A 24024-nucleotide genomic window follows, 5' to 3' on the forward strand; every position below is an offset into this window, starting at 1 on the left:
ATTCCTTCTTGTTACATTGAGGTAGACACCCGGGCAGAGGTTCTATTCCCGAACGGCGCAAAACTTTTTTGCGCCGCCCGCTCGACACGGCTCGTTGTAGTGCTCTGACGTCTCACGCCTCACATGGTCGCAAAGGCCTTGCGAAGTTCGTCGGTGAAAATCTCAGGCTGTTCGAAAGCCGCGAAATGCCCGCCATGCGCGGCCTCGTTCCAATAGGTCAGCTTTGAGTACATACGGTCCCCCCAAATCTTCAGAGGTCTGTAAAGCTCGGCAGGGAACACGCTGACCGCGACCGGGATATCGAGCTTCTGAGGGCTGAAATCGGTATCGAAGCTTTCGGCGTAGAGCCGTGCCGAAGACGCTGCAGTGTCCGTCAGCCAGTAGAGCATGATGTCATCCAGCATCTGGTCGTAGCCGAGCTCCTTCTCCGGATGATGGTCCGCATCGGTCCATTCTCCGAATTTTTCGTAGATCCAGGCCGCTTGACCGGTCGGAGAATCCGCAAGCGCATAGCCAATCGTCTGCGGGCGGGTGGATTGTATTTTGGCGTAGCCGGAGCCATGGGTCCCGAAAGCGACCAGTTGGGCAATCGATGCCTGCTCTTCCGCATCAGGAGTGCCTTCAATCGGCGGCGGAAACAGCAGGGGCAGGTTAAGGTGGATACCTTTCAGTCCGGCTACATGCTGCTTCGCCATCCATGTGGTGACGCCAGCACCCCAGTCGCCACCTTGCGCATGATATTGCGTGTAGCCCAGGCGCTGCATCAACTGCGCCCATGCTCGCGCGATCCGCGGCAGGCCCCAACCGGGCTCCTTCGGTTTGTCGGAAAAGCCGTAGCCCGGTAGCGAGGGTATAACGACGTGGAATGCGTCCTCGGCTTTGCCGCCGTGGGCTGTCGGATCGGTCAACGGGCCGATCACGTTGAGGAATTCGACGACGGAACCAGGCCATCCATGCGTCAGGACCAGTGGCCGTGCATTCGCATGTTTCGACTTCACATGGATGAAGTGAATGCCCAAGCCATCTATCTCGGTCCGGAATTGTGGGTAGGCGTTCAGGCGCTTTTCCAGCCGACGCATATCGTATCTGTCGCGCCAGTATTTCAACAGCGCCTCGACCGAACTCAGGGGAGCACCTTGCGACCAGTCGGAGACGGTTTCCCTTTCTGGCAGGCGTGCAGCACGGAGACGGGCGCGAAGGTCTTGAATTGCTGAGGCCGGGATTTTCACCTTGAATGGATCGATGGCATTCGTCGCAGCGGGCATCTCCATGCCGCCGGTCGACTGCATTGCCGCCGCCGCTCCACCGACCACCATGACGGCCGAAACTGCCGCCGCAGCGCCAAGGAACAGCCGGCGGCCAGGGTCGATATCGCGGGGGCTATCAGGGTTCACATCGTTCATCGTCATTTCCATTCTGGGGTTCAAAGAGATGCCTTGATCTAGGCGGCAGGCGACCAGCGCAGAAGCGGCGGCGCAGGGAGATACAATCCATCAGCATGGATGATCAGAATGCGCCGCGGCTTTTCGAAACCGGCCGCAGCCGCTTCACGCTTGCTGGAGCGACGCGCCGAGGTTGCCGAGCACGCCAAGCTGGCCGAAGATGATCGTTGCGGCAGTGTAGCAATGGAAGGACGTCACCTTGCCATCCTTCAGGTGGAAGACGTCGCAGCATGGTGCGTGCATTTCCTTGCCCGTCGGGGCGATCGTGCCGGCTGCCAGCGCGAGAGGGCCGGTATGGGTGCCGTTGAGGGTCAGTTCCACGATGACCACGTCGTCGGTCACGTAGAAGTTTCCGAGCTCGCGGTGCATGTCATGAAAGGCGGTGGCGTAGATATCGACCGTCTTGCCGATATCGTCGCCGTAATATTTCGCGCCGGCCGATACATCCCAGAAATAGCCGTTCTCGGCGAAGAGGGCGACGAATGCCGCCACATCCTTCACTTCTGCGGTCCGATAGAGTTCGCGGATGATTTCTTCGTTGGTAGACATGTTGGTTCCTTGCTTTTGCTAGAGCTTGATCAGCGGATGGATTTGAAGGCCTTGCGCATTTCCTGCGCGAAGAGGTCGGGTTGCTCGAAGGCGGCGAAGTGACCGCCCTTGTCGACCTCGTTCCAGTAAAACAGGTTCGGCCAGTGGGCTTCCGCCCACGCCTTCGGCGCGCGGTAGATCTCCTTCGGAAAGATCGTGGCGGCCATCGGCAGTTCGATCCGGCCGGCGTCGAAGCCGCCGCCGTTACGGGCGTTTTCCCAGTAGATGCGAGCAGACGAGGCGGCCGTGTCCGTGAACCAGTAGAGCGAGATGTCATCGAGCATCTCATCGATCGTCAGCGCGTCTTCCGGCTCGCCGCGATTGTCCGTCCATGCCTGGAATTTCTCGTAGATCCATGTCGCTTGGCCGACCGGTGAATCGGCGAGCGCATATCCGATCGTCTGCGGCCGCGTCGCCTGTTCCTTGAAGTAGCCGAACTGATCGTTCGCGAACTTCATCGCCGCATCCATCGCTGCCTTTTCCTCGAGCGTCGGGTTCTCCGGGAGTTTCTCCGGAAAGACGAGCGGCCAGTTCACATGGGCTGCCATAAGTCCTTCGGGGCGGACATGTCCGAGCGCATGGGTCACGCCCGATCCCCAATCTCCGCCCTGCGCGACCCACCTGTCGTAGCCGAGGCGCTTCATCAGCGTGGCCCAGGCATTGGCGGTCCGAACGACAGTCCATCCTTCCGAGGCCGGCTTGTCGGAAAAGCCGAAGCCGGGCTGTGACGGAATGACGACGTGGAAAGCGTCCTCAGCCGAGCCGCCGTGCGCGGTCGGGTCGGTGAGGGGGCCGATGACCTTGAGGAACTCGACGACCGATCCCGGCCATCCATGCGTGAGAATGATCGGCAGGGCGTTCTCATGCTTCGATTTCACATGGATGAAGTGGATACCGAGACCATCGATGCGGGTGCGAAACTGTGGAAACGCATTGATACGCTTCTCGAATTTCCGCCAATCATATTTGCGCTCCCAATAGGCGATCAAAGACTTAGCCTTGTGGAGCGGAACGCCTTGCGACCAGTCCGAGACGATTTCCTGATCGGGCCATCGCGTATTCTTGAGACGGCGCTTCAGATCGTTGATCGCGGCCTGCGGAACGGACACCTTGAAAGGCGTCACCGCGTCGGTTGCCGGTGAAAGCATTGGTTCCGCTTGCGCCGCAATCGCCTGGGATGCCAGCGACGCAACGGCAGGTGCTGCAAGGGCGAACTGAAGGATGCGTCGGCGCGTTGCGACGGTCGATGGGGCGGTCATTTCTTATTCCTCGATTTGATTGCTGTTTGAGCCCGCTCTCAAGCGTTTCGGGATCGGAGGCGTCCGCTGGGGGGCGCGATCCGATCCCGATGGCGTCAGGAGACGCGGCCGCGCGGGTCATCGATGTGCTGCTTTGCGACATCGTAGCGGATACCCTGTCGGTCGAGGATTCGGACATTCTTCACGACAGTGCTCAGAGCCTCGAGGAAGATCGGCGAGTTCTCGTGCGCTTCGTAGGCGGCTTCGTTTCTCCAGCCCTCGACAAGGTGGAAGGTGTTCGGATCCGTCAGATCCTGTGCGAAGGCGTAGAAGACGCATCCGTCGATCTCAGTTGCCGCCTTCATGTCAGGGATCACCGCGTCGATGAAGGTCTGCCGATCGTCAGGGTGAACGCGATAATAGGCGCTGACGAGCATGTTCGTCGGCAGTGTCTTGTCGTGATCGGCCATGGCCGTTTCTCCTTTGGGTGGCTGTGTGTTTGGGATGCGTCGCGCCTAGCGTGACGCGATCAGAACCGTGCCGGATTTGCCTGGCTTCTCGACAAGCGCGGCAGCCTTGCCGACATCCGCGAGATCGAAGTTCTGCTCGACCTGAAAGAGCTCCGGCTTGCCGGCTGCGAGCTCAAGCGCGAGCTTCAGATCGGCTCTGCGGACGTCTACGGGCAAGCCCGCCCATCGACCGACCGTCACGCCCGACAGCCGGATGTCACGTGTCGAAAAGTAAAGCGCGGGGACCGAGATCGGCTGTCCGGAAAGGTCGCCGTAGGAGACCAGGCTACCGCCTTGGGCAAGCAGGCCGACCGCCGCACTGGCGGTCTCGCCGCCAACAGGGTCGAGCACGACGCCGATGGGATGGCCGTCGGCAGCCGCAACGACCTTGTCCTGCCAGTCCGGCTTGTCTGTGGAAACCACCGGGAGATCCGGAAACACAACGTTGAGCTCGTTCACGCCGGCTTCGCGCCGGACGACACCCACGACGTCGAAGCCGCGATCGAGAAGCAGTCCGATCACCAGTCTGGCGACCGCCGAGCCTGCGGCGGTGAGAACGACGACGTCGCGGCCCGGCTTCGCGCCGGATGTCTCGACGGCCCGCAAAAGGAGTGCGGTGGTCAGCGGATTGACGTGCAGCTGTGCTGCGGCTTCGTCCGATACGTTATCGGGGATTTCGGTGACGTATTCGGCCGAGACGATTGCCTTTTCGCTCCACGCGCCTCGGCCGGGGAAGAAGGCGACGCGGGTGCCTGGCTTCAGATCGACGCCACTGCCCGCTTCCTCGACGATGCCGTAGCCTTCGAAGCCGACGCGCACGCCCTCTTTCGGCAGCGTTGCTCCCGGCTGGTAGCGTCCTGCTATACCGAGAAGGTCGCCGTGGTGGACCGGCCGGAGAAGCACCCGGATCAGCACTTCGTTGTGCTCTGGATGTTTGGGATCTTCGACGTCGACTGCCTGAAGAACGTCCTCAGGCTTGCCATGCTTGAAATAGACTGCGGCACGCATCGCGAGCTCTCCTTGAGAATGAGAAGTGGAGCGGCTGTTCGCCGCTCCTGTTTTGCGGTTAGACCTGGGCCTGACCACCGTCTGCGAAGAGCTCGGCGCCGTTGACGAAGCTTGCGTCGTCGGAAGCGAGGAACAGAGTTGCCTTGGCGATCTCCTCGGACTCACCGACGCGGCCGAGCGGGATGCGCGAGGCGAGATAGTCGAGCAGGCCCTGCTGCTGCTCCTTGTCGTCGCCGGCAAGCTCGACGAGGCCAGGGGTGCGTGTGGCGCCGGGCGAGACGACGTTGACGCGGATGCCGGTGCCCTTGAGATCAAGCGCCCAGGAGCGGGCGAGGTTGCGGACGGCGGCCTTGGAGGCGGAGTAGACGGAGAAGGCGGCGGTGCCTTCGGTCCCTGCGGTCGAGCCGGTCAGAACGACCGACGAGCCGTTGCCGAGCAGCGGAAGAGCTTTCTGCACCGTGAAGATCACGGCCTTCACGTTGCGGCCGAAGGTGTCGTCGACCTGCTCCTCGGTGATCTGGCCAAGCGGAAGCATGCTGCCGCCGCCGGCGTTTACGACGAGGGCGTCAAGGCGACCCTGTTCCGCTTTCACCTGGGCGAACAGCTTGTCGAGATCAGCATTGCTCGAGGAGTCGGCCTGTACGCCAACCGCGCCATGGCCGATCTCGGCCACTGCCTTATCGAGCGCATCCTTGCGGCGGCCGGTGATGTAGACGCGAGCGCCTTCGGCGGCGAAGAGCTTGGCGGTCGAGAGGCCGATGCCGCTGGTTGCTCCGGTGACGACGGCGATCTTGTTTTCAAGTCTGTTGGTCATTTTACTCTCCTGATGCTGGGCGCGCGAAAGGGTTCAGCCCGAATGCGCGGCCTGTTGAAATTCTGAAACTGTTCGGGAGGTGGCGTTGGCTGTGGCCTCGTCGCCGTCCGATAAGGAGAAGTTAGTTCGTCAGCTTGGCGGCGAGAAGCCGCTCAGGGTGGAGACATTATCCATGGGGATGGATGGTCTCCGTCGTCACATTGCGTCTGGCATCGACGGCTTCGAATACTTTCGCCGCCCATTCCGTGAAGGCACGCAGCCGCGGGTTTGGAAATCGATCGGCCGGGTAGACGAGGTGCAGCGGATGATTGTCCGGCTTCCACTCGGGCAACAGTTCGACCAGCGCGCCGCTCTCGAAGTGTGGTCTTGCGAGGAAGCCGAAGCTCTGGCCGATCCCCAGCCCTGACAGCAGCGCGTTCAGATGCGCGGTGCTTTCGTTGACGGAAATGCCGCTGGAAGTCGGGAGATATTCGCTTCGCTCATCGCCGCGTTGAAACCGCAATGGAAATCGCTTTCCGGATGAGGCGGAGAAGTAGCTGACGATCCGATGCTTCTCGATATCCTCCGGCCGCTCCGGCACCTGGAGACCATCCAGATAGCTGGGTGACGCGCAAATGACGTAGTCCAACTCGCACAGTTTCCGCGCCTTCATCGATGAGTCACCCAGCGCCCCGCCGCGGATGACACAATCGATCCCCTCACTCACGAGGTCGGCGGGTCGATCGCTGACGCCGAGCATGAGATCGATATCAGGATACTGGTGCTGAAAGTCGGAAAGCGCGGGGATGAGGATCTGGTTTGCCAGCACGGAGCCGATATCGACGCGCAACTTTCCCTTGGGCGCGCTGCGGGAGCCGGCGACCGTGCCGTCCATGTCATCAAGATCGGCGAGCAGCTTCAGCGCGCGCTCGTGATAGGCCACACCCTCCGTGGTCATCGTGACCGAACGCGTGGTGCGCTCGACCAGCTTGGTCCCGAGATGCCCCTCAAGATCCTGCACGAGTTTGCTGACGGAGGAGCGGGGCAGGTTCAGCGTGTCCGCAGCTTTGGCAAACGAGCCGGCCTCGGCGACGCGGACAAATGTTCGAATGGCGAGTATCTGATCCACGGGAGGTCCGGCTGCTGTTGATTAGATGATCACCATCTATACCGGATCGCTGAGCTTCGTCATGCAAGTTATTGCTTGATTTGGATAATCGCACTGTCGATGCGGTTTGTGAACTTGCGGGTCGCCATTGTGAAAACTCTGCCGGCCGCCTTTCCAGCCGGCGACGATCCTGCCGATTTCGCGCAGGGCCGCCTTCGGCCCGGCTGCGTCGACGAGAATGATCGTCGCCTCGTTGCCCACCGCAAGGCCGTAGGGAACGCCGAGCTGGCGGGCGGCTGATACTCCGACCATATCGAATACTTGCGCGATATCCGCGTCGCGCGAGAGCTGGGCGACGTTGGCATAGAGATTGGCCATCCGGATCAACGACGCATCGCCATAGGGCGTGAAGGGGTTGAGTACGTTGTTGGTTGCAACTGAGGTGACGACACCATGTGCCGCGAGGATATGGGCGGGAGCGACGCCACGTGGCACCAGATGGTCCTGGCCGCGACCGTTGAGGAAGAGATCGGTGGCCGGCAGCACGGTGAGGGCGATCCCTTCCTCGGAGAGGTTCTTCGCAATCTCGATGACCGATGCCTCCGGCAATGCCGAGAGGTTGGTGACGTGGCCGATCGAGACCCGGCCTTGCCAGCCGCGGAGTTTCGTGGCGGCGATGACGGCGGGCAGGTCGGTTCTGTTGGGGTCAAGGCTGAAGTCGAGGTGAAAATCGACGGCGACGTCGTGTTTCACCGCGAGTTCGAAGATCCTCGCGATGTGGCCTTCGGGATCGGGGTCGGTGTAGGGGCAGCCACCGATGAGATCGGCGCCGCCGGCGAGCGCTGCGTCGAGCATGACCAGGGTTTCGGGCTCATTGGTGAGGCCGTCCTGCGCGAAGGCGCAGATCTCGATGTCGATCGCAAAGGCGTAATCCGCCCTGATGCGCTTGATCGCCTCAAGGCAGCGAAAGCCGGCGCGGGGATCGATCTCGACGAAGGTCCGCATCCGCACCGTGCCATGCGCGATTGCCTTCTCGACGACGCGGGCGGCTCGCTCGTAAACGTCCTCCTCGGTGAAGCCGGGCTTTGCGCGTGCTGTCTCGCGCACCGCTTCGGTAAGCGTTCCCTCGCAGATCGAGCAGCGATCGAGGATGCAGGCCTTGTCAAGATGCACATGCGTATCGACGAAACCGCCGAAGGCGAAGTTTCCTTTCCCGTCGAAGCTCGTGACAGCATCGCAGCTGAAACTCTGCTCGATCGCGGCGATCAGGCCATCACGCACGGCGATATCTACGAGGGCACCATCTTCCTCGATACGGACATTGCGGATGACAAGGTCGAAGAGATGATCGGACATGCTGCTCATAGACCGATGGCTCCGCCATTGCTGCGAGGGTCGTGCGCAGCTTCCATTCGTCCGTCTTCGTGGATGCGGATGAGCCCTGCTTGGCCACCAAGCGGGCTGAGCGGGCCTATTGTCGCGACTTCGTGGCCCATGGCGCTGAGTGCTGCCAGCGTATCTGCGCCGATATTCTCCTCAAGCTTCAGGTTGTCACGACTATCCGAGAAGGTGCGGCCGAGCAGGAAGCGTGGTCTCGAAAGGGCCGCCAACGGGTCAAGGCCATGGTCAATCAGCAGACTGAGCAGTAGCGCCAGTGTCTGCGGCTGGCCATCGGCCCCCTGTGTTCCATAGACCAGATGCGGGCGCCCATCCTTGAGCGCGAGGCCGGGGTTCAGTGTGTAAAAGGGTCGCTTGCCTGGCTGAATGCAATTCGGGCTTGCTGGATCGACGCTGAAGGCCGCACCCCGGTTTTGCCATAGAATGCCGGTGTCGCCGGCAACCACGCCGCTACCCCAATCAAAATAGATGCTTTGCAGCAGGCAGGCGGCGCGGCCTTCGGCATCGACGGCAGCCAAAAGCGCCGTGTCGCCCTGCCTGTAGGGGGCGGGCCACTCGGCGGCGCGGCTGGGGTCGATCGCCGCAGCCTTAGCGGCCAGGCGCGCAGGATCGAGAAGCATTTTCGTGGCATCGTCGCCAAACTCCGGATCCGCGATCAGGTGACGATCAAGGAAAGCCTGTTTCACGGATTCCACAAGCGCATGGTAATAGGCAGCGCTCTCAGGTGCCTTATCCTTGGGCGCCAGCTGGGCAAGCACAGCCATGATGCCAAGGGTGGTAACGCCCTGCGTCGGCGGCGGTGGCGCTAGCAGAACGGTGTCACCATAGCCGAGCCGCACCGGATCGACGATACGCGTCCGCGTTGCCACGAGATCGGCGGCCGTCAGCGGAGAGCCTACGGCGGCAAGGCCGCAAGCTATACGGTCTGCCAACGCGCCCTCGTAGAATTCTCTGGCGCCATTTTCAGCGATGGCCTTGAGGGTTTGCGCCAAAGCCGGCTGGCGCTGGATGCCGTCGCGCTGGAAGAGGTCGCGAAAGCCCGGCCATGTCTCGGATTCGCCCGCGCGGAAATCGTGCCAGAATGTCTGCGACGGGCTGACGGCAAAGCCGTCCTCGGCGAGCGTGATGGCATCGTCGAGCAATGCAGCAAGTTGCTCGGAGCCACCCCATACCGTGGTGGAGTGATCGAGCACCTTCTCCCAGCTATCGACCAGGCAGGCGGTCGTCAGCGTCGAGGCCGGACCGCGTGGCGGGATCGGGCCGTTGATCTCGGCCTTCGCGGCAGCCTGACCGATGCCGAGGAAGGTCCGCGCGTCGCCATCCTGGTCGCAAACCATCCAGACGGCGTCGCCACCGAGACCGCAGAAATGCGGGTAGGTGACGGCGAGCGCGGCACCCGCGGCGACCAGCGCTTCGATCGCATTGCCGCCGCGCGCCAGCACCTTGGCGCCAGCCTCGCTCGCCTGCCAATGCGGTGCCGTCACCATGCCGTCGCGCGATTGTGCGACGGCTGTTTTGGTCTGCCGGCTCCGGTAGTTCATCAGCGGACCACGGCTCCGTTCTCGGCAACCAGCTGGCCCCCCTTGAAGACGCGGCGCGGCTTCGGAATGGCGACGACGGCTTCCGGGATATGCTCGGCCGCGAGCGTCACGAAATCGGCTTTTGCGCCGATGGCGATGCCATAGCCTTCGAGGTTGAGCGCCTTGGCGCCGCCTGCAGTCACCACTTCGAAAGCGGCGGCGAGTTCCGTATCCGTGTAGAAACCGGAGCGATAGGCGATGATTTCGGCGCGGCGCAGCATGTCGCCATCGCCGAAGGGCCACCAGGAATCGCGGATATTGTCGTTGCCCGAGAAGACGGTGACGCCGGCCGCCCGCAGCAGCGCGACCGGCGGGAAGTTGTGGTTGCCCGGCGCGTTGGTCATGATTGCGACACCGCTCTTCGCAATGAGTGCGGCGATCTTCTTCATCGCATCGGGTCCGAGATCGCCGAGGCCATAGGCGTGGCTGACGGCGACATGGCCCTGCATGCCGAGCGCCGTCGTGCGGGCGCAGATTTCCTCGATGGTCATCGCGCCCATCGTGCCGGCGTCGTGGAGGTGGATATCGACATCGACGCCGCGCTTTTCGGCAATGCCGAAGACCACATCGAGATGTCCCTTGATGTCGCGGTCGAAGGAAAGCGGATCAAGCCCGCCGACCAGATCGGCGCCCATGCCAATCGCCTCTTCCATCAGTTCAGGCGTGCCGGGGCTTTTCAGAATGCCGCTCTGCGGAAACGCAACGAGCTGTATGTCGATGATATCCTTGTAGGCTTCGCGTACGGCAAGAATTGTCTCCAGCGATTTCAGCCCCACCGAGCCGTCGACCATCACATGGCTGCGCATCTGCAGCGCGCCGTTTGCGATGCAGAGGTCGAGCTGCTTGCGGGCGCGCTCGTCCATCGGTGCTGCGGCCGCCATGTTCTCGGCCTGGAAGGCGACGCGCTCATGCACGTCAAAGCCGTTGGTGCAGGCTTTGTGCGGAATCCACTTGTCGCCGTAGAAGCTGGTGTCGAGATGGATGTGCCCCTCGACGAAACTTGGGACCAGAAGCGCGCCGGCAATGTCGACGGTCTTGGCGGCGGTCGTGCTCGTGCCGGCCTTGTTGATTGCCGAGATGCGGCCGTCCGAGACGAGGATGTCGTTGAGCGAGCCATCGGCCAGCTTGGCGTTCGTGAACAGTGTTTCGGTCACCGGGGTCTCCCTTGATGTCTTTGTTCTATCGTCATTTTTGATGCTCCTCCCCATTCATCAGGGGAGGAACGATGTCGTTCGATCGGAGCGGCGCGCCGATCAGTTCTGCGGCAGGGTGCCCTGCACGCCTTCGATCAGCCAGGTCATGCCCTTGATGTCGGCATCGGCGAGTTCCTGACCCTTGGCGACCTTCACGTCACCCTTCTGATCCTTGATCTCACCGGCAAAGGGCTTCAGCTTCCCACTGATGATCGCGGCTTCGGCGGCCTTCATTTCGGCGGCGACCGATTCCGGCAGTTCCGGATTGCTCGTCGTCATCTTGACGTAGCCGCCCGGCCCGAGACCCAGCCAGCGGCTTTCCGCCTTCCAGTCGCCGGCCATGACGGCCTTGGCGGCGTTGATATGGGCGGCACTCCAATCCAGTTCGAAAGAAACCAGCTGCTTCTTCTTTACATAGGCGGAGAAATCGCCCGTCGAGCCGATCGACCAGACGCCTTTCTCCTCGGCGGCCAGTCCCTGCACCGGCGTGTTGGGGCTGCCGGAGATGACATCTGCGCCCTGCGCGATCAGTGCCGCGACGGCGTCCTTTTCCTTGCCGGGATCGACCCAGGCATTGGCCCAGACAACTTTCAGCGTCACGTCGGGGTTGACCGAGCGGGCGCCGAGCAGGAAGGCGTTCAGGCTGTAGATGACCTGCGGCACCGGGAAGGCGCCGACCCAGCCGAGAACGTTGGTCTTGGTGGTGCGGCCGGCGGCGATGCCGGTGAGGTAGGTGCCCTCATAGTGGCGGGCTTCGAAGACGCCGAGATTGTTGCCCGCCTCGATGCCGGCGCAGCATTCGAAATGCGACTTGGGCAACATCGGAGCCAGTTTCTTCAGCGAGGCATATTGCGAGAAGGTGGTGCCGAAGATCAGCTTGTTGCCCTGTGCGGAAAGCTGGCGGAACAGGCGCTCGCAATCCTGAACCTGTGCGATGTTTTCGAGCACCGTCACCTTCACCTTGTCGCCGAATTCCTTTTCGAGCGATTTCCAGGCGTTAGCCTGGAAGTATTCCCAGCCGGTATCGGAGATGGCGCCCATGTGGATGACGCCGACCTTGAGCGGCTCTTCGGCGGCGAAAAGCGGTCTGGCGCCGGCGCCAATCGCAAGCGCGCCGGCGGCGCTGGTTCTCAGGAAGTCGCGTCTGGAAAATGTGGTCATTTCGGTTCCCTCTGTTGTTGTTTGGTTTTAGTGATGGACGGCTGTTTCAGCCCTCGGCGGCAAATGGCTTGCCGAGGGAAGCGGGGACGTTGAGGCGCATCAGCGCGGCGTTGCGCGAGATCAGCACCAGCACGACGATCGTGACGAGATAGGGAAGGGCGGACATGAGCTCGGACGGCAGCCCGATGCCGGCGCTCTGGGCAAAGAGCTGGGCGATCGTGGCGCCGCCGAAGAGATAAGCGCCGAGGAAGCAGCGTCCCGCCCGCCAGGTGGAAAAGACGACCAGTGCCACGGCGATCCAGCCACGCCCGGCAATCAGCCCCTCGGTCCAAAGCGAGGTGTAGACGATCGATACGTAGGCGCCCGCAATGCCGGCGCTTGCACCGCCGAAAAGCGTGGCGAGGTAGCGGATCGTGTTAACGGGATAGCCGAGCGCATGCGCAGATGTGGGCGATTCGCCGATCGCGCGCAGGATCAGCCCGCTGCGGCTGCGGTTGAGGAAATACCAGACGCCGGCGAAGAAGGCCCAGGACAGCCAGGCCAGCGGATGAAGTTGGCCGAGAATGACGCCCAGCAGCGGGATTTTCGCGGCAATCCTTGATGCTGTCGAAGGCTCCATCACGATCGCCATGCCGATGTAGGGCTTGCCGATGAACGAGGCGAGACTGGTGCCGAAGATCGTCAATGCCAGCCCGACCGCGATCTGATTGGCGCGGAAGCCGACGGCGAGAACCGCGAACATGAGGGCGAGCAACATCGCCGCCAGCATGGCCGCGACTACGGCGAGCCACAGGCTGCCGGTCGCCATCATCACGATGAAGGCAATCACCGCGCCGATGACCATCATGCCCTCGACGCCCATGTTTAGCACGCCGGAACGTTCGGCGACGAGTTCGCCGAGTGCAGCGTAGATCAGGGGCGTGCCGGCAACGAGTGTGGCCACGAGAATGGGAAGGATCTGGTCCATCATGTGGCGGCTCCCTGGCGGTTGGAGGACTGGAAGCGGATTCGGTACTGAATGAAGACGTCTGTCGTCAGCAGGAAGAAGAGCAGCGTGCTCTGCAACAGGCCGGTGATCGAAGACGGCATGCCGAGCGACATCTGCGCGACATCGCCCGAGAGATAGAGCAACGCCATCAAGAGGCCGGAGAGCAGGATGCCGACCGGGTGCAACCGCCCGAGAAAGGCAACGATGATCGCCGCGTAGCCATAGCCGGGCGAGGCGGTCGGGAAGATCTGGGCAAGCGGGCCGGCGATCTCGCCGACGCCTGCGATGCCGGCAGCCGCACCGCTCGCAAGCATGCCGATCCAGACCGCGCGGCTGACGCCGAAGCCGGCATAGCGGGCGGCGCCTTCGGAGAGGCCCGTGACCTTGAGCTGGAAGCCGGCGAAGCTGCGGTTCATGAACAGCCAGCCCGCGACAACCGCGCCCAGCGCGAAGAGGACGCTGACATTGGCGCGGGTGTCCGCGATCAGGATCGGGAAGAGGGCATCCGGCGCCAGCGGCTCCGACTGCGGGAAGTTGAACCCGGCCGGATCGCGCCAGAGGCCGAAGATCAGCCAGGACAGCCAGAGGGCCGCGACGTAGTTCAACATCAGGCTGACCAGGATTTCGCTGGCATTGAACTTTACGCGCAATAGCGCGGGGATGGCCGCCCAGAAGACGCCGCCGACAGCGCCGGCGATCACCATCAATGGCAGAACCCACCAGCCGCCGGCCGGGCCAAACTTCAGCGCGACATAGCCGGCGAAGATGACGCCCACTGTCAGCTGCCCTTCGGCGCCGACGTTCCAGATGCCGGCGCGAAAGCCGATCGCGAGGCCGACGCCGATCAGCACCAGGGGTGCAGCCTTGATCAGCAGCTCGCCGAAACCGTAGAGATCGGCGAGAGGCGCGGTCAGGAAGATGATCAGCGCTTCAAGTGGGTTTTGGCCGGCGAGCGCGAAGAGCGCCATGGCAACGATCGACGTCAGCGCAATCGCGATGACCGGCGACATCAGGATCATGATGCGCGAGGGATTGGGGCGCGGTTCAAAGCGCATGGGCAAGCTCCTTGCTGGCGCGTTCGTCTGGCTCGTCGCCGGCACTTTGGCCGGACATGGCAATGCCGATCGCATCGCGGTTTGCCTCGGCAATCGGTATGGCCGCCGTCAGCCGGCCGCCGGCTATGACGGCGATTTTGTCGGAGATCTCGAAGAGTTCGTCGAGTTCCTCGGAGATGACGACGATCGCCGCACCCCGATCGCGCAGGTCGAGCAGCGCCTGGCGGATGATGAGTGCCGCTCCGACGTCCACACCCCAGGTCGGCTGCGAGACGATCAGCACGCCCGGCTCCTGCAGGATCTCGCGGCCGATGATGAATTTCTGAAGGTTGCCGCCGGACAGGCTGCCGGCCTGCGCCTGGGCGCCTGGCGTCCTGACGTCGAAGGCCTGAATGCAGCGCTCGGCATAGGCCTTAACGCGATCGAAGCGGATGAGACCGGCGCGAATAGCGCCGTTGCGATTGGCGGTGAGCAGCACGTTCTCCAGGAGCGGCAGCGAGGGGACCGAGCCCTGCTTCAGCCGATCCTCGGGAACGGAGCACAGGCCAAGCCGCCTCCGGCCGGCCGGATCGCGGTGGCCCGCTGGCTTGCCGTCGATGGTGATTGCATCGGCATTCGATAGCGGCGTTTCGCCCGAGAGTGCTCCCAGCAGTTCCTGCTGACCGTTGCCCGAGACGCCGGCAATGCCGAGAATTTCGCCGCCGCGCACCGCAAAGCTAATGTCGCCAAGTGCCGTGCCGAACGGATCCTGGGTAGGGAGCGTCAGACCGGACACGCTGAGGCGTGTTTTGCCGGCCAACGTGTCGCCTCGATGGCGAAAGCTCGGGAGATCGGCGCCGATCATCATGCGGGCCATCGAGGCTGGGCTTTCCTGTCTAGGATCGCACATGCCGGTGACCCGGCCGCCGCGCAGGATGGTTGCGGTATGGCAGAGATCCCTGATCTCGTTCAGCTTGTGGCTGATATAGAGAATGCTGCATCCCTCGGCCGCGATCTGGCGCAGCGTGACGAAGAGCGTTTCGACCGCCTGCGGCGTCAGCACAGAGGTCGGCTCGTCGAGAATGAGCAGGCGCGGATTTTGCAAAAGCGCGCGGATGATCTCGACCCGCTGCCGCTCGCCGACTGACATCGTGTAGATATGCCGCTCCGGCTCTACCGGCAGGCCATAGCGCGCGGCGACTTCGTTGATCCTTCTCGACAGCGGTTCGATCGGCGGGCGGCCCGGCAGCGCCAGCGCGATGTTTTCCGCCACCGAGAGCGTGTCGAACAGCGCGAAGTGCTGGAACACCATGCCGATACCGAGCTTCTGCGCATCGGCGGGCGAGGCGATCGAAACCTCGCGCCCATCCCACAGGAGCTCGCCGGAATCCGGCGGTACCATGCCGTAGATGATCTTCATCAACGTCGACTTGCCGGCACCGTTCTCGCCGACGACGGCGTGGATCTCACCCGGACGGACGCAAAGGTCGATCCGGTCATTGGCGACCACGGCCGGATAGGCCTTGCGGATTCCTCGCAGCTCGAGGCGGTGTTCGGTATGTGGCGATATCGTATGTGGCATGATGACAATCTTGGCTACATGATCACTATAATCACGTATGCAACATTGATGCCAGTCCGTATCGATTGTCGCGGCGAACGATGCGCCGAGGCGCTAAATTTATGGAATCGTTGATATAAAACCCGAGTTGCACCTGGCTGCGCCCACGTCGACAAGCAGTCGCGGTTGGTTCCACGTCTACATAAAATGCAAAATCATGTATACGTGATTGAAAAAGCGGCAATCAGCCCGCGGTGCGAGCGGAGAAGCGGGAGAGGATCGAGCCAAGATCAGGCTCAATGGCCGCCTCGTCCTCGAACAGCGCCCGGCTTTCTACTGACGACAGATGATCATCCATCAAGCGCTCAGCGGCGGCGATATCGCCCTTCTTGAGGGCAGCGATGAGCCCGGAGTGCTCGCTGATGGCGCATTCGCTCGAATGCGGGCGGCTATACATGGCAAGGATCAGCGAACAGCGCGACACCAGTTCGGAGAGATAGCGCTGCAGGAGTGCATTGCCCGCAAGGTCGGCAAGCTTCAGATGGAACTCGCCGGCAAGCCGCGTCGAAAGCCGGACGTCGCCCTTGGCATGGGCGCCCTCCTCCTCCTGGACATGTTCGCGCAGGCTCTTCTCGATGGCGGGGCTCCAGCGCTTGACCACCGCCTTCATGACCTCGCGCTCCAGCGCACGGCGCACCGCGAATGCATCGCGTGCTTCCTCAAGGCTCGGCTGAGCGACCGTGGCTGTGCGTTTGTGATAGGTATCGACCAGCCCCTGAGCCTGCAATTTTGCCAGCACGGCGCGTACCAGAGTACGGCTCATGGAAAAGTGCTTGCCGATCTCATCCTCGGGCAGCTTGGTACCGGCTTTGATCGCCTGCTCGATAATGGCCTGTCTCAGGGTGCGATGGGCGATATCGACCCGGTCGGAATTCGATGACATGGGACTTCAATGAATGTTTCGGTGGCGTATACGCTATATCGCCATCATGCGTACAACAAGTGCCGCGCCCTATATCGCAGATAACAGTTACCGCGCTCCTGCACCGGATGCGCGATGTATACTGCGATATCGCGCGGGCGATTCCATAAGAACCCGCCGGAATGCCGCTGCGAATGCACTGTCGGAGGCATAGCCCAGCGACTGCGCAATGCGCGGCAGGGGTTCCTCACCGCGGCGAAGGCGGGCGGCGGCGATCCGCATCCGCCAACGGACAAGGTAGTCCATCGGGGATGCCCCAACGGTCACCTTGAAGCGTTCGGCAAACGTCGAGCGGGACTGGCCAACGAGGCGCGCAAGCGTTTCGACCGTCCAAGGGTGCGCGGGATCAGCGTGGATTGCCCGCAGCGCCGGTGCCAGGCGATTGTCCGCAAGGCCCGCGAGCCATCCGGGATGCTGAGCGCGGTCCTGCGCGAGGTAGGCGCGCAGAACGTAAATGAACGTTAGGCGCAAAAGATCGTTGCAGGCGACACGAGAACCAGGTGCCGTACCGTTCCATTCACGGTCCAGTTGCTCAAGCAGCCAGCCGATCGGGCCGGCATCGTCACTTTTGATGACGACGAGCGGTGGCAGCGCATCCGTCAATAGCGAACCATCTACCGTGTCGAGATTGACACTTCCGCCGAGCAACACGAAGTCAGAGCCGTCGCCGATCGTCACATCGAGGCCGGCATTGGCGAAAACCTTGCTTGCCGGGACCGAAGGCACCTTCGGATCGCTGCAAAGTGTAAACGACCTGCCGCTGACGACAAGGCAGTCTCCGGCCTCAACTCGGCGAGGTGCGGCGCCGTCCTCGATAATCCATGCGGCACCGCGCCGCACGGCATTGAACTTCAGATAGCTCGGCGCTGGAAAGGCGACTGACCACGGTCCCGAGGCAGCAAACCGCACGGAAAACAGCGCGCGGGCATCGATTGCGCCCAGAACGTCGGAGAGAGCATCATGCATGTTTTGGACGATCACGACAAAATTCCGGATTCTTCAGGCTGCAGTCACCGAAAATCTACACGATATGCGTTGCGGACACCAGAAAAACGAAGGAGTGAAGACATGTCCGAGCAAAAACCAATCGGATCGCCATTCGGCGCAGCGAGCACGGCACTTAACGTCGTCGAGGGCCTCGATCTTACCGGCAAGACGGCGATCGTGACGGGCGGCTATTCCGGGCTTGGGGTGGAAACAACGCGGGCGCTTGCAAGCGCCGGCGCGCATGTGATCGTTCCGGCGCGCGATCGCGGCAAGGCCGAGCGGACGCTGGCCGGAATAGGGAACGTGACCATCGAGACGATGGACCTCACCGACGCCGCATCGATCGCCGCCTTCTCGAACAGGATTGTTGGACAGGGCAGGGCTGTCTCCATCCTGATCAACAGCGCCGGGATCATGGCAACGCCGCTGGCCCGCGATGTCGACGGCCATGAGAGCCAGTTCGCCACCAACCACCTTGGACATTTCCGGCTGGTGGCCGGTCTTTGGCCGGCTCTCGTTAAGTCGGGTAACGCCCGCGTCGTCTCGGTCTCCTCGCGGGGTCATCAGATCTGCCCGGTCGATTTTGACGATATCGACTTCCGCGCGCGCCCCTATGACAAGTGGCAAGCCTATGGTCAGGCAAAGACCGCCAATGCGCTTTTCGCGCTTGGTCTTGATCAACGTGGAACGGCATTCGGTGTGCGGGCGTTCTCCTTGCACCCCGGGGTCATCCTGACGGACCTCGCCCGCCATCTCAGCGAAGAAGAGATCAACGCGTTTGATGTCTATGATGAGAACGGTGATCGCCGCGTCGATCCCTCCCGCGATTTGAAGTCACCCGAGCAGGGCGCCGCGACGAGTGTGTGGGCCGCAACTTCACCGCAGCTGGTCGGGATAGGCGGTGTCTACTGCGAAGATTGCGAGATATCTCTCCCTCAGGAAGAGGCGCCGGGAGACAAGGGCGTTGCGCCGTGGGCGATGGATCCTCAAGCGGCCGATCGGCTATGGGATATCTCGAAAACGATCACCGGTGTCTCGCCGGGAGATATGTGACGCCTTGGCCTGCGGCACGTGGAAAGCGACCGCAGGCCAAACAAGGGGCGGGAAATGGTACGCCGTGTGTGCGCTGGATGTCACGGTTTTGTCGCTCGCCCTATCGTGCCGCAACAAACCGCAATGCGCGACAGAGCATGACCGTAACGATCGTTGAATGGTCCTCGTCGGCGCCGACCTCGAATTTCACCGCCTTTTCGCCGACGACGGGACGGATGGCCTCCGCAAATTCTCGCGCGTTGTCGATCATCCGTCGTGCCTCGCGCACTTGATGATAGCGACCCGTCAGGCTTTCCAGGTCCTGCCAGGGCGCGAGTTCCTGCTCCCAACGGCCGGCGGAGATATGAAGCCGCAGCGGGGTAGGGGCACGGATCGCGGCGCCTGCCTGCATCAGCCCGGCTCGGTCCCACCAGATGGAGGGGCTGAAGCTGATATAGCCTGAGAACAACTCAGGGCGGCGGCTCAATATGTCGAGGACGAAGTAGCCGGCAAGCGAGTGCCCCATCAGCATTCGGCGGGCCGGATCGGCAGGATAGACCGTCTCGATATGCGGCTGTAGCTGCGTGCGCAGAAACGCGACGAATGCGTCCTGTCCACCGCAGGCGCCGCTGGACGCATCGGGTAGAGCCGCCTCATCCGGCGCATGGCGCGTGAGGTCGAACTGCCGGCGGTCTATGTTGTAGCTTTCGGTATCAGGGTAGCCGATGCCAACGACAATGGACGGTGATATCCCGGTCGCCTGTGGGCGCCGTGAGACGCGCTTCATCGTTTCCGAGACGGTCACGAAATCGGAATTGCCATCGAGCAGATAGAGAACGGGGAAACCCGATGCCGGCGGTTCGACGTCTGGAACCGACACGAAGATCTCGTAATCGAGACCGCTCACGATCGATCGCTGGCGGAACCTTTCGCAGCCGGGCAGGACATAGGGTGTCCGGATCAATGTCTCGGGACATTCGGCCGATTGCTGGTGATGCTTTTTCATGCTGCGACCGAACCCCATCATTTCGTCCAATATGCTCCCGTGAGTGGCACGGCCATGAAGCCGTTGAACTCCTGTCGCACGGCCTCCACATCGATATCGGCAAACAGATCGGGATGCACCCAGCGAGCGATCAGCTCAAGTGCCAGAAGATCGAGCGGCGAATTGAAGAGCTGTTGGGAAATGCCGTGAATATTGCCCTTTTCGATCGCCGGTAGCGATGAGAACCCCGGGCGCGCGAGAAGGCGATCGAGTGACGCCTGTGTCTCCGACGCACTGTAGTTCGGACCGACCAGCAAGCCGCCGCGCTTTTCCATATACTGGCCGCCGCTGGCGATATAGATATCCGGCTTGGTTGCGAGCGCATATTCTAGGCTGATCTGCCCGGATGGTCTTCCCTTTAGAACCGCGCCGATATTGGCGCCGCCGGCAAAATCGATGAAACGGCCCACATTGCCCGAACCCGGTGAATTGCAGCATGCTTCATTTGTGGACGCGTGCGTCTCCATGAAGACGACCGGCTTTTGCAGGGCGCCCGCCTTGCTGATCCTTTCCGTCAGCATGCGTTTCTGTTGCTGCCGGAACGCGACGACTTTTTGCGCCTGTTCATCGCGGCCGATCGCCTTGCCGAGGATATCAAGGCTCTTGTCGGTATTGACGAAGGGATCGGCGGAGAAATCGACGAAGATCACAGGAATGTCGGCTTCATCGAGCTGTGCAAGCTGCTGCTCGGCCGGACGCGAGTGCAGCGACAGGATCACCAGATCGGGCTTGGCCGCGATCACCTGCTCCACCGCCATGTCCTGCGTGTTGCTTGTCGATCTCGGCAAGGTGTCAATCGCCGGGAACTTGGCCAGGTAGGTCGCGTAGAGCTCGCGGCCGAAACGATCGATGTCATGCGGCCATGCGGCAACGAGGCTGATGGGATCGTCGCTCAGGAAAGACAGAGCGATGATCATCCGCCCGTCATCGACCAGAATCCGGCTCGCCGGCTTCTGGAGGGTGACGTTGCGGCCCTTGAGATCGGTCAGCGACAGCTCAGCATGCGCCGCACCCGCAACGCTTAGCCCGATCAGCAAGACAAGGAGGCGAAATATCTCGAGCATGCAGCATCTCATCGAATTGCCCAATCTCATAGCCGCGTCCATTTCCGTCACCACTTATAGGCAAGGGTCGCCATAACCGTGCGGCCAGTGCCGTAGAAGCATTGCGCAGCGGAGGCGCAAGCCGCGACATACTCCTTGTTGAAGAGATTTGTCACATTGACCGCGGCCGTCAGGCCCTTGAACTCTGGGTTGTTCTGGCCGAAGTCGTAATGTACGGCCGCGTCGAACAGAGTGTAGCCAGGCACCTTCATCGCGTCCGTATTCGTGGCGTCGCCGTAAGTGCCGCCTATATAGCGCGCGCCGCCGCCAAAACCGAGGCCTGCAAGCGGGCCATCGCTCAGCGTATAGTCGGCCCAAAGGTTTGCCATATGCTCCGGCGCGCCGACAGGCGTGTTGCCTTCCACGTTCGCAACGTTGCTCTTCGTGACCTTGATGTCGTTGTAGGAGTAAGACGCGATCAGGTTAAGGTTATCCGTCACCGCGAACTTCGCTCCCAGTTCGACGCCGCGCGAACGGACCTCACCGGTCTGCGTCTGGCACACCGTTGCACTGCAGCCCATGCTCGTTCCGGTGCCCGGATGGGCGGTGTCCGTCGTCAGCACGTTCTGCTGGGTCAGGTCGTAGAGCGCAACGGTAAAGAGCGCGTCCATGTTCTGCGGCTGATACTTGATGCCGACCTCATACTGCTGGCCCGTCGTCGGCTTGAAGTTGACGCCGCCGTAGCCGGTCCCGGTGGTCGGGTCGAAGGAGGTGGAATAGCTGGCGTAAGGAGCGATGCCGTTATCGAACTCGTAGAGAAGACCGGCTTTCCAGGTGAAGGCGCTGTCGGTCGTCTCGGAATTGCTTGTGACATTCGAGGTGAGATTGGTCGTCGCATTGTCGATGCTGGCCCAATCCTGGCGGCCGGCGAGAACGAAGGACCAATTGTCCAGCTTCATCTGATCCTGAATATAGACGCCGGTCTGCCGGCGCGTCTGGTCCTGATGCCCGGTGAACTTGACGTTCGGAGCGGCCTCGTACACGGGGTTGAGGTAGTTCAGATAGGTGGTTGCGCCGTTTCCATAGGTCGCGCTCGCGTCCACCTGCTGGTAATCGAGGCCGAACAGGACGGTGTGCTCCAGCGCGCCCGTATTGAAATCCGCCTGCGCCTGGTTGTCGACGGCCAGCGCGTTGAACTGTTCGACATAATGGGTCGACTGGCGCGAAAGGCACAGATAGCTCACGCCGCCGCAGCTCGCGGCACTTGCCCATGGGGCGCCCGGCGCGACAGAGTAGGCCTTGAACTCGCTCTCATTATGCATGAAGCGCAGGTTCTGCCGAACCGTCCAGGTATCGTTCAGGTGCTGCTCGAACTCGTATCCCAGCGTCGCCTGCGTGCGCTCGAACTGGTTGTAGTTCGGATTGCCGCTGAAGAAATCATAGGGGATCTGGCCGTTCGGGTTCGTCTGCAGGGTGCCGAGCGCCGGCATCCAGTTCGTCAGCGCAGCGTTCGGATCGCGTGTATAGCTCGCCTTCAGGGTCAAGGTCGTGTCGTTGTCGGGCGCCCAGGTGACCGATGGAGCCAGCGCGACGCGCGAGCTGTCGGAATAGTCGAAGCCGAGATCGTATTGGGTGGCGATGCCGGTGAGCCGGTAGAGAAGCTGGTCATTGCCTTCAACCGGCCCGGTGAAATCGAAAGCCGCTTCAGCGCGACCATTATTGCCGAAGCGCGTCAGCACCTCGTGAGAGGCTTCCGCTTCCGGCTCCTTGCTGACCAGATTGACAAGGCCGCCGGGATTGCCGGAGCCGTAGAGCACCGATGCCGGTCCGCGGGTGATATCGATACGCTGGAGGAAATATGGATCGACCGACGGCACATTGTAATTGAGCCCCGTCGGCAGCCTCAGACCATCCCAATAATGGATGTAGTTTGCTGCTCCCCCGAAACCTCCGAAGCCGCGGATGAAGACGCTGTCGAACCGGTCGCCGGGTCGCGAGCCCGTCGTGACGCCCGGCTCATAGCGCAGTGCCGCTGCCACGCTGGTCGCGCCGCGCTTCTCGATGTCTTCTTGCGTCACCACGGAGACTGACTGAGGCGTCTCGATGAGCGGTGTATCGGTCTTGGTACCCGAGCGCGAACGCTTGGCGACCGGACCCTTGTCCTTCGCGCCATCGGCCGTGATGGTGATCTTCTGCAGATCAGTCGCCGTCTGTTCTTGCGCCACGGCGGTGGCCGCTCCGAGAATGGCGGGCGTGACGACCGCTGCGCGGAGGAGAATTCGAATAGAAACCATTATGTCCCTCAGTCACTCACGAGGCATCTGCTGTCCAGTCCAACGACCGGAAACACACACTCGTTTAAAATATGATGGAATTAATCATGTTTATTCTTTATAAGGCGAAGGGGATGTCCGGCCACCGCGAACTTGTTTGAAAAAGCCTCAATATCGTTTGCAGAACACACGGTGGCGGTGCGGCATCAAAAAACGGGACTGGTTCGATGAATTCGCTCGTCAAGGCGCAGGATTTTTTTGATCACTTGCAGAAGGAGAACCAATCCTTCCGCCTGCTCGCATCCAACCGGCAGGGCGAGGATACGCTTCTGCGCGGTCGCTTCCAAAAGACACAGATCCGCAGCGGGCTCACCGTTCACTATTCCGACGTCACCAATCTTTGCGACCTGCGCACCGAAACCGAAGCGCCGCCGCATCTTGGCATCAAGCTGTTCTTCCAGGGCGGCGTCAGCGCCAGTATCGGCGACAAGGATATTCCGATGGCGCAGCAGCAATCCGGTTCGGGACGCTGGGTGCCTTCCGCCACGCTGTTCTATCAGAAAGAACGCGAGGTCTTTCGCCGGCGCGCGGCGATCGGCGATCGGTTGAGGAAGCTAACCATCAAGATCTTCCCGGAATGGCTGGAATCAGGGGATGTGCTTGGCGGGTCCGGCGCCGATGCGCTCAGGCAATTCACCGCGACCACACTTGCGGCCCAATCCTGGAAGCCGAGCGCTTCGCTGATCGCGCTTGCGGAACAGGTGATCAACCCAGCCGGTGTCGAGACCTATCTATCGCGCCTCTATATGGAAAGCCGCATCCTGCAGATCATCGCCGATGCTTTCTCCCAGGTCACGAATACCGGCCATGCCCAGCCCGAGCCTCACAGCCTCAGCCCCGTCGAACGCCAGCGCCTGAAACGCGCGGAAGAGTTGCTTGCGGTCGATGGTCCGCCACCTTCCGTCGATGCGCTGGCTGCCGAGGTCGGCGTCGGCGTCAACACGTTGCAACGCCTGTTTCACACCGCCTATGGGACGACGGTGTTTCACTACGTCCGCAAG

Annotated in this window: 21 protein-coding genes; 2 read left to right on the plus strand and 19 right to left on the minus strand. The window is 61.9% G+C overall.

What is annotated here, in order from left to right:
- Positions 1 to 119: 119 nt before the first annotated feature.
- From B3605_RS15540 to B3605_RS15615, 16 genes are all read right to left on the minus strand, one after another.
- Positions 120 to 1403, minus strand: coding sequence for an epoxide hydrolase family protein (locus B3605_RS15540; RefSeq protein WP_296434935.1), 1284 nt, complete (start codon positions 1401 to 1403; stop codon positions 120 to 122).
- Between the two features lie 144 nt (positions 1404 to 1547).
- On the minus strand, positions 1548 to 1991 hold the full coding sequence (locus B3605_RS15545; protein WP_112941138.1) for a nuclear transport factor 2 family protein: 444 nt from the start codon (positions 1989 to 1991) through the stop codon (positions 1548 to 1550).
- 29 nt (positions 1992 to 2020) lie between these two features.
- Positions 2021 to 3289: an epoxide hydrolase family protein gene (locus B3605_RS15550; RefSeq protein WP_296434937.1), complete on the minus strand. Its 1269-nt coding sequence runs from the start codon at positions 3287 to 3289 to the stop codon at positions 2021 to 2023.
- A 95-nt stretch (positions 3290 to 3384) separates the two neighbouring features.
- Positions 3385 to 3738 (minus strand): putative quinol monooxygenase, encoded by a 354-nt coding sequence (locus B3605_RS15555; protein WP_296434939.1) that lies wholly within the window; start codon positions 3736 to 3738, stop codon positions 3385 to 3387.
- A 45-nt stretch (positions 3739 to 3783) separates the two neighbouring features.
- A complete protein-coding gene (locus B3605_RS15560) occupies positions 3784 to 4785 on the minus strand; it encodes a zinc-binding dehydrogenase (protein WP_112941141.1) in 1002 nt (333 codons plus the stop codon).
- Between the two features lie 58 nt (positions 4786 to 4843).
- A complete protein-coding gene (locus tag B3605_RS15565) occupies positions 4844 to 5599 on the minus strand; it encodes an SDR family NAD(P)-dependent oxidoreductase (RefSeq protein WP_112941142.1) in 756 nt (251 codons plus the stop codon).
- A 166-nt stretch (positions 5600 to 5765) separates the two neighbouring features.
- Complete coding sequence (locus B3605_RS15570; RefSeq protein WP_112941143.1) at positions 5766 to 6707, minus strand: LysR family transcriptional regulator; 942 nt, start codon at positions 6705 to 6707, stop codon at positions 5766 to 5768.
- 36 nt (positions 6708 to 6743) lie between these two features.
- Positions 6744 to 8051 carry an amidohydrolase family protein gene (locus B3605_RS15575; protein WP_112941144.1) on the minus strand — a complete coding sequence of 436 codons (1308 nt, stop codon included), beginning with the start codon at positions 8049 to 8051 and terminating at the stop codon, positions 6744 to 6746.
- Positions 8048 to 9625: a gamma-glutamyltransferase family protein gene (locus B3605_RS15580; protein ID WP_296434943.1), complete on the minus strand. Its 1578-nt coding sequence runs from the start codon at positions 9623 to 9625 to the stop codon at positions 8048 to 8050. Before B3605_RS15580 ends, B3605_RS15575 begins: the two co-directional genes overlap by 4 nt.
- Positions 9625 to 10818 (minus strand): amidohydrolase family protein, encoded by a 1194-nt coding sequence (locus tag B3605_RS15585; protein ID WP_113199765.1) that lies wholly within the window; start codon positions 10816 to 10818, stop codon positions 9625 to 9627. Before B3605_RS15585 ends, B3605_RS15580 begins: the two co-directional genes overlap by 1 nt.
- Positions 10819 to 10917: 99 nt before the next feature.
- Positions 10918 to 12018, minus strand: a complete 1101-nt coding sequence (locus B3605_RS15590; RefSeq protein WP_113199764.1) for a BMP family ABC transporter substrate-binding protein — start codon at positions 12016 to 12018, stop codon at positions 10918 to 10920.
- Between the two features lie 46 nt (positions 12019 to 12064).
- Positions 12065 to 12985, minus strand: coding sequence for an ABC transporter permease (locus tag B3605_RS15595; protein WP_112941251.1), 921 nt, complete (start codon positions 12983 to 12985; stop codon positions 12065 to 12067).
- Complete coding sequence (locus B3605_RS15600; protein WP_112941148.1) at positions 12985 to 14061, minus strand: ABC transporter permease; 1077 nt, start codon at positions 14059 to 14061, stop codon at positions 12985 to 12987. The genes B3605_RS15595 and B3605_RS15600 overlap by 1 nt, the downstream gene beginning before the upstream one ends.
- Positions 14051 to 15622 carry an ABC transporter ATP-binding protein gene (locus B3605_RS15605; protein ID WP_296434947.1) on the minus strand — a complete coding sequence of 524 codons (1572 nt, stop codon included), beginning with the start codon at positions 15620 to 15622 and terminating at the stop codon, positions 14051 to 14053. The genes B3605_RS15600 and B3605_RS15605 overlap by 11 nt, the downstream gene beginning before the upstream one ends.
- A gap of 223 nt (positions 15623 to 15845) precedes the next feature.
- Positions 15846 to 16544: a GntR family transcriptional regulator gene (locus tag B3605_RS15610; protein WP_112820388.1), complete on the minus strand. Its 699-nt coding sequence runs from the start codon at positions 16542 to 16544 to the stop codon at positions 15846 to 15848.
- A gap of 87 nt (positions 16545 to 16631) precedes the next feature.
- Positions 16632 to 17564, minus strand: coding sequence for an AraC family transcriptional regulator (locus tag B3605_RS15615; RefSeq protein ID WP_296434948.1), 933 nt, complete (start codon positions 17562 to 17564; stop codon positions 16632 to 16634).
- Positions 17565 to 17651: 87 nt separating this feature from the next.
- Here B3605_RS15615 and B3605_RS15620 point away from each other — a divergent pair, with 87 nt between their 5' ends.
- The gene (locus B3605_RS15620; protein WP_296434950.1) at positions 17652 to 18623 is read left to right on the plus strand and encodes an oxidoreductase; all 972 of its coding nucleotides are present in this window, start codon (positions 17652 to 17654) and stop codon (positions 18621 to 18623) included.
- A 100-nt stretch (positions 18624 to 18723) separates the two neighbouring features.
- On the opposite strand, the gene B3605_RS15625 is transcribed toward B3605_RS15620, so the two are convergent.
- Genes B3605_RS15625 through B3605_RS15635 form a run of 3 tightly spaced genes read right to left on the minus strand, consistent with a single transcriptional unit; the run spans position 18724 to position 22984 of the window.
- Positions 18724 to 19608 carry an alpha/beta hydrolase gene (locus tag B3605_RS15625; protein WP_296434952.1) on the minus strand — a complete coding sequence of 295 codons (885 nt, stop codon included), beginning with the start codon at positions 19606 to 19608 and terminating at the stop codon, positions 18724 to 18726.
- Positions 19609 to 19625: 17 nt separating this feature from the next.
- The gene (locus B3605_RS15630) at positions 19626 to 20711 is read right to left on the minus strand and encodes an ABC transporter substrate-binding protein (RefSeq protein WP_296434954.1); all 1086 of its coding nucleotides are present in this window, start codon (positions 20709 to 20711) and stop codon (positions 19626 to 19628) included.
- A gap of 47 nt (positions 20712 to 20758) precedes the next feature.
- Positions 20759 to 22984, minus strand: coding sequence for a TonB-dependent siderophore receptor (locus B3605_RS15635; RefSeq protein WP_112941153.1), 2226 nt, complete (start codon positions 22982 to 22984; stop codon positions 20759 to 20761).
- 206 nt (positions 22985 to 23190) lie between these two features.
- On the opposite strand from B3605_RS15635, the gene B3605_RS15640 reads away from it, so the two are divergent.
- Positions 23191 to 24024, plus strand: an 834-nt coding sequence (locus tag B3605_RS15640) for an AraC family transcriptional regulator (protein WP_296434956.1), incomplete at its 3' end; no start/stop codon positions are given.

This window comes from Rhizobium sp. UBA1881 (genome assembly GCF_002338015.1).
Taxonomy (GTDB): Bacteria; Pseudomonadota; Alphaproteobacteria; order Rhizobiales; family Rhizobiaceae; genus Rhizobium.